We start from the raw sequence: 6,292 nt of genomic DNA, 5'->3' as shown, positions 1-6,292 counted from the left end.
TTTCTCAGCCGGTGACCACCGCACCCCCGACGATCGGGAGCACCACCTTGCTCGCGCCGAGCGAGACGTCGAGCGCGATGCCGCTCGACCCGCCGTCCCGCGCGATGTAGGAGCTGTGGTTCGTGACGAGCACGATCCCGATGCGGTGCCCCGCCGGGACGAGCGCGTCGCGCGGGTGCAGCTTCCACGTCACGTCCACCGCCTGGCCGGTGGGCAACGACGTCCCGGACTCGAGCGACGACCGGTTCTTCGCGTCGATGGCGCCCTTCGTCAGCATCGTCGCGGTGACGGCCTGCAGCGACACGTCCGGCGGCCGCGCACATCCGGTGCGGTCGCGCAGGTCGTTCCGGGCACAGGTCTCGGTGGACAGCTGCAGCGGGCTGCGTTCGGTCAGCACCGCCTGCGTACCGGGCCCGTAGTCGACGAGCACCGCGGTCAGCGCCGTGGACGCGCGGGTCGAGGACACCCTGGCCGTCACGCTGACCTCACCGGACAGCCGCGCGTCCTCGGTGAGCGGCGCCGTCGCGTACACCAGCCGGCGCGCGTCGGAGGTGTCCGGAGCGGCCATCATGGCGGACTCGGTCAGGTTCGTGTTGTCCCCCAGCCGTTGCGTGCCGCCGCTCACCGGCGTGGTGGTCAGCGACCCGGACACGCCGCTCGCCGCCGGGCCGAAGTAGAGCGTGGTGCCCGCCGTGCCCGGCCGCGGCCAGGACGCGGCCTGCTCCCAGCTGCCGTCCGGCTTCTGCACGTCGGCCACGGGCTCGTCCATGATCCCGTTGTCGGCGCCCTTGAGCCAGTGGTCCATCCACAGGCCCATGACGCGCTGCCACTCGGCCTGGCGGAACGAGATCGGGTCGAGGTGACCGCCGCGGTGCAGCCAGATCTTGCGCGGCACGTCGTGGGCCTCGAGCTCCTTCCACCAGCGGCCGAACTGCGACAGCTTGACGTTCCAGTCGGCCTGCCCGTGCACGACGAACACCGACGCGGTCACGTCCCGCGCGCCGGCCCGGTAGTCGCGGGCCTTCCAGAACGGCGTGTAGTCCCAGGACTCGTCGCCGTCGTCGGCCGACAGCTTGTCGAACACCGGCTTGCACTTCGCCTTCTGCGCCGGGCTGACGACGTAGCCGGCGAGGTAGGCGGGGTAGTTCGACTCCCAGCCCTTGTAGCCGATGCCCTGGTCGCGGGCGTACTCGTACCAGCTGGAGATGGCGGCGATCGGCACGATCGTCTTGACACCGGGGATGTTCGCCGCGGCCGCCGCGTTGGGCAGCGTGCCGTTGTAGGAGACGCCGAGCATGCCGACGTTGCCGGTGCTCCAGCTCGCCGTCGCCGCGCGGCCGTCGGCGTAGAACGCCTTCGCGCGGCCGTTGAGCCAGTCGACGACCGCGCGGACGCTCGCGGTGTCCTCGGGGCCACCGGTGGTCGGGCAGCCGGTCGAGCGCGAGGTGCCCTGCATCTCGACCTCGACGACGGCGTACCCGCGCGGCACGAAGTACTCGTCGTACCACCGGCCGAAGCCGCGGGGCGTGCTGGCGCCGGTGGCGGCGGTGGTGCCCAGTCCGTAGTAGGGGCTGGCCTCCATGACGATCGGCACCCGTCCGGTCGTGTCGGGGCGCATGACGTCGGCGGCGATCCGGTCGAGCTTGCCGTCGGAGTCGCTGTCGGTCGTGGACTCGACGTAGACGGTCTCGGTGATGGCGGCGGGTGCGGCGTTCGCACCGTGGACGGGCGTGCAGATCGTCGCGGCCGTGAGCAGGGTGGCCGCGACGAGGTAGACCCTTCGCATGGGTTCCTCCGTCGGAGGGCCCGATGCGATGGCAGGGAGTACGGCTCATCGGGCCCTGCGGAGGGATTTCACCGGTACCGGAGTGCGCTCCGGTACCGGCCGAAAGATCTGAAGCGGTTTCTGTCCTGTTGTGTCAGGCCGCGACGAGCTCCTTGTCGGGGGCCGGAGTCGTGACCTTCGGCTTCTTGTTCGGCAGCGACAGGCGGAACACCTTGTGCCACGCGGAGAAGACCTGCTTGGGCAGCGGCCCGGTCACGTAGTCCAGCTCGTACTTCTCGAACAGGGCCCGCACCTTCACCGCGACCTCGGCGTACCGGTTGCTCGGCAGGTCGGGGAACAGGTGGTGCTCGATCTGGTGCGACAGGTTGCCGGTCATGAAGTGCATGGCCTTGCTGCCGCTGATGTTCGCCGAGCCCATCATCTGGCGCAGGTACCACTGGCCGCGCGTCTCGCCCTTGATCGAGCGGCGCTCGAAGGTCTGCACGCCCTCCGGGAAGTGCCCGCACATGATCACCGAGTGCGACCACAGGTTGCGGACCAGGTTCGCGGTGAACGTCGCGGCGAGCGTGGTGAGGAACGACGGGCCCGACAGCAGCGGGTGGATCACGTAGTCCTTGAGCACCTGCTTGCGGATCTTGCGGCCCACGGCCTTGGCCCGCGCGCGGAACTCCGGGTTCTTGCGGCGGCGCTTGTGGAGGTTCTTGCCGAGCTCCAGGTCGTACGCGGCGATGCCGTACTCGAAGAAGCAGGCGTTGATGAAGTTCCACAGCGGCTGCGCCAGGTACATCGGGTGCCACTTCTGGTCCTCGTCCACGCGCATGATGCCGTAGCCGAGGTCGTTGTCCTTGCCGATCACGTTGGTGTAGGTGTGGTGCAGCTCGTTGTGCGAGTGCTTCCACTGGTCGGCGGGCGAGACGTGGTCCCACTCCCAGGTGGTGGAGTGGATCTTCGGGTCGCGCATCCAGTCCCACTGGCCGTGCAGGATGTTGTGCCCGATCTCCATGTTGTCCATGATCTTCGCCACCGACAGGCCGGCGGTGCCGACGATCCACGCCGGCGGGAAGAGCGAGAACAGCAGGATGCCCCGGCTGGCCAGCTCCAGCTTGCGCTGCGCCGAGATGACCTTGCGGATGTAGGCGGCGTCCTTCTCACCGCGGCTCGCGATGACCTCGTCGCGGATCGCGTCGAGTTCGCGGCCCAGTTCCTCGATCTGCTCGTCGGTGAGGTGGGCGGTGGGGTCGATGGCGGTCATGGGACTCGCTTTCGCAGTGGAGTGGCTGGGGGTCGGGCCACTTCGCGGGGGGAGGGAGGTCTGGGGAGGACTAGCGTTCGAGTTCGCAGGGGCCCGCCGCGGCGGACACGCAGGTCTGGACGAGCACGTGCGCGGTGGGGCTGTCCTCGGCCTGGGTGATGTCGCCGGTGCGCAGGTCCCGCACAGCGCCGGACTTCAGCGGGGTGACGCAGCCGAAGCAGATGCCCATGCGGCAGCCGGACGGCATCAGCACGCCCGCTCCCTCGCCGACGTCGAGCAACGGCGTGGCACCGTCGGCCTCGACCGTCTTGCCGGTCTTGCCGAACGTGACCTCGCCGCCCTCGCCCGTGACGACGACGGTCGGGCGGAAGCGTTCGGTGTGCAGCCGGTCGGCGATGCCGTGCGCGGCCCAGTGCGCCTCGGCGGCGTCGAGCAGGCCCGCGGGGCCGCACGCCCAGGTCTCGCGCTCGGCCCAGTCCGGGACGTGCTTCTCGAGTTCGGCGATGTCGAGCATGCCGACGGTGTCGGTGTGCAGCTCGACGAGCGTGAGGGCCTTGTCCGCGACGAGGTCGTGCAGGTCGTTGCGGAAGATGACGTCTTCCTCGCGCGGCGCCGAGTGGACCATGACGACGTCGGCGAACCGGCTGTCGCGCAGCATGCCCATCGCGGGCGTGATGCCGCTGCCGGCCGTGAGGTAGAGGACCTTGGCGGGCCTGGTCGCGGGCAGCACGAACTCGCCCGTGGCCTGGTCGAGCTGGATGACCGTGCCCGGCCTGACCTTGCGGACCAGGTGGTTGCTGACCTTGCCGCCGGGGATGGCCTTCACGGTGATCGTGATGCGGCCGTCGGCGCGGCTCGTGGGCGAGGTCACCGAGTACGCACGCCACAGGCGCACGCCGTCGACGTCGACCCCGATGCGGACGTACTGACCGGCGACGTGACCGCGCCAGCCCCGTCCGGGCCTGATCACGATGGTCGCGGCGTCACCCGTCTCGGGGTGCACGGCTTCGATGCGACCGCGCAGGTCAGCGCCCGCGCGCAGGGGGCTCACCAGGTCGAGGTAGTCGGACGGCAGCAGTGGCGTCGTGACCATTTCCAGCAGTTTCCACGCCCTGCTGCGGAGGGCGGCACTCGTCATGACTCCAGCTTGATGCGCCTCAGGGCGTAAAGTCCTGTCCGTACGACGTGAATCTGCTCGGCAGAATTGTTCGCGGGGAACAAATCGTGAGTCACGCAATGCAGAGGGCCACCGAATTGGCCCTGGACGAGAAAACGGTCAAGGCGCTGCGCGCCGTCCTGAGGACGACCGCCGACGAGGTCGTGCAGGCCATCATCGACGAGGTCCCGAGCTACGCCAACGCCCTGTCCGGGCGCATGGGCGGCACGATCCGCCGCGCCGTCCGCACGGCGCTCGGACACTACCTCGACCTGGCCGGCGGCACCTACACCGGCGGCGACGCGAGCGACGCGGCCTACGAGCTGGGCCGCGGCGAGGTCCGCGACGGCCGCTCGATGGACGCCCTGCTCAGCGCCTACCGGGTGGGCGCCAGGGTGGCCTGGCGGGGCCTGGCCGCGGGCGCCGTGCCGGCGGGCCTCCCGGCCGCCGAGGTGGCGAAGTTCGCCGAGCTGACCTTCGCCTACATCGACGAGCTCTCCGCGGCCTCCGCGGCGGGCCACGCCGACGAACTGGCCGCCAGGGGCCTCGCCCACGAGCGCCACCTGGAACAACTGGCCCGCGACCTGCTGGCCGGCGCCAGCTCCGAGATCCTGCTGGCCGCCGCCGGCCGGGCGGGCTGGCCCACCCCGACCACGATGACCGTGGCCCTGCTGCCCGCCGCCCAGGCCCGCCCCGCGTTCCGCTCCCTGGACGCGGGCACGCTGGTCCTGGACGACCTGCCCGACGCGCTGGGCGTCCTGCTCGTGCCGGACGCCGACCGCACCCACCTCCTGCGCCGCCTGAGCGACCGCCACGCCGTCGTGGGCCCGGCCCGCCCGTGGATGCGCGCCTCGTCCTCCTACGCCCGAGCCGCCCGCGCCCGCTCGCTCTCGTCGTCGATCCGCGACACCGAGGAGCACCTGCCGGAACTGGTGCTCAGCGCCGACCCGGACGCCTACGCCGACCTCCGCGCCCGCGCCCTGGCGCCGCTGCTCGCCCTGCCGGCCGGCACCGCCCGCCGGCTGGAGGAGACGCTGCGGGCGTGGTTGCTGCACCACGGGCGGCGCGAGGAGGTGGCCACCGCCCTGTTCGTGCACCCGCAGACCGTCCGGTACCGGGTGGGACAGCTGCGGGACCTGTTCCCGGACCTCTCCTCGCCGCAGCGGGTGCTGGAGCTGACGCTCGCGGTGGGGCTGCCCGCGGCGACGTGACCACGGCCGCAGGCAGAACTTCACCGCAACGAGTGATTCGCCCCCTGCCGAAGGGCAGACTTCCCGGACCGGCCGGACACACCCGCGGTCCTCCGTGGACACCCGGTGCACGAAGTGCCGGGCCGGGCGGTGTTCTGGTCAGCACTGAAGCCATCAGGATGATCGGCCGCTCCGAAACAGGAAGTACTCGACCTGGGCCACCGTGCAGCCGTGCTCACGTCCCCACCGGGCGAGCAGCCCGCAGTAGCGCTCGTAGGTCTCCGCGGGCCAGCCGCCGTACGGGACCAGCGAAGTCCAGCCGCACCGGTCGCGCAGCACGCCGGCCACGACCCGGTCGAGGATCGCGCACGGGTGCTCGTCCGCTCCCCCGCCGGCGAAGTACAGGAACTTCGTGAAGAACGACGGCCCGAACGACCGGATGGCGCCGTGCCCGCCCGGCCGCAGCAACGCGTACGCGGCCGCCGGGTCGTGCCGCGACAGCTCCGCCGCCCTGGTCAGGAGCCTCTCGCAGCCCGTGACGTCGGCGGCGATGCTGTCAAGGCGGCGCGCGTTCAGCCGCAGGTACGGGCCCGACCCCCAGGCCAGGGTGCGCCACAGCAGCGTGAACACGTCGTCCGCCGGGGCCCAGACCTCCGCCCTGGTCAGCGTCCCTCCCGCGGGTGGCGTGCCGGGCAGGCCGCGGGACCGGACCGCTTCACGCCACCAGTCCGCCCTGATGCCCACGCGGTCGTGGCCGACGGCCGACGCCCGGACCTCCGCCGGGTCTATCCAGGCCGGCAGCGTCAGCGTCGTGAGGTTGGTCATCGCCACGCCCGCTGCATCGCGCCCACGCCTCCGCCCCGTTACCGTCCAACGTGACGCACGCCACACCGGCGCGAGAACCCCGC

Annotated in this window: 5 protein-coding genes; 1 reads left to right on the top strand and 4 read right to left on the bottom strand. The window is 71.4% G+C overall.

What is annotated here, in order from left to right; genetic code table 11:
* Positions 1 to 4: 4 nt before the first annotated feature.
* The 3 genes from ACFWGZ_RS18400 to ACFWGZ_RS18390 all read right to left on the bottom strand — a co-directional run bounded on the left by ACFWGZ_RS18400 (position 5) and on the right by ACFWGZ_RS18390 (position 4,176).
* Complete coding sequence (locus ACFWGZ_RS18400) at positions 5 to 1,786, bottom strand: CocE/NonD family hydrolase (RefSeq protein WP_382452723.1); 1,782 nt, start codon at positions 1,784 to 1,786, stop codon at positions 5 to 7.
* A 133-nt stretch (positions 1,787 to 1,919) separates the two neighbouring features.
* A complete protein-coding gene (locus ACFWGZ_RS18395) occupies positions 1,920 to 3,038 on the bottom strand; it encodes a fatty acid desaturase family protein (protein WP_382452722.1) in 1,119 nt (372 codons plus the stop codon).
* Positions 3,039 to 3,108: 70 nt separating this feature from the next.
* Positions 3,109 to 4,176: a ferredoxin reductase gene (locus ACFWGZ_RS18390; RefSeq protein WP_382452721.1), complete on the bottom strand. Its 1,068-nt coding sequence runs from the start codon at positions 4,174 to 4,176 to the stop codon at positions 3,109 to 3,111.
* A gap of 86 nt (positions 4,177 to 4,262) precedes the next feature.
* Between ACFWGZ_RS18390 and ACFWGZ_RS18385 the strand changes: the two genes are divergently transcribed.
* The gene (locus ACFWGZ_RS18385; RefSeq protein WP_382452720.1) at positions 4,263 to 5,405 is read left to right on the top strand and encodes a helix-turn-helix domain-containing protein; all 1,143 of its coding nucleotides are present in this window, start codon (positions 4,263 to 4,265) and stop codon (positions 5,403 to 5,405) included.
* 153 nt (positions 5,406 to 5,558) lie between these two features.
* Here ACFWGZ_RS18385 and ACFWGZ_RS18380 read toward each other — a convergent pair whose 3' ends face one another.
* Entirely contained in the window at positions 5,559 to 6,209 is a 651-nt protein-coding gene (locus tag ACFWGZ_RS18380; protein ID WP_382452725.1) for a hypothetical protein, read from the bottom strand.
* Positions 6,210 to 6,292: the final 83 nt, after the last annotated feature.

Origin of the sequence: Lentzea sp. NPDC060358 (assembly GCF_042725365.1) — a bacterium.
Taxonomy (GTDB): domain Bacteria; phylum Actinomycetota; class Actinomycetes; order Mycobacteriales; family Pseudonocardiaceae; genus Lentzea.
This window is presented reverse-complemented; position numbering and strand designations above follow the sequence as displayed.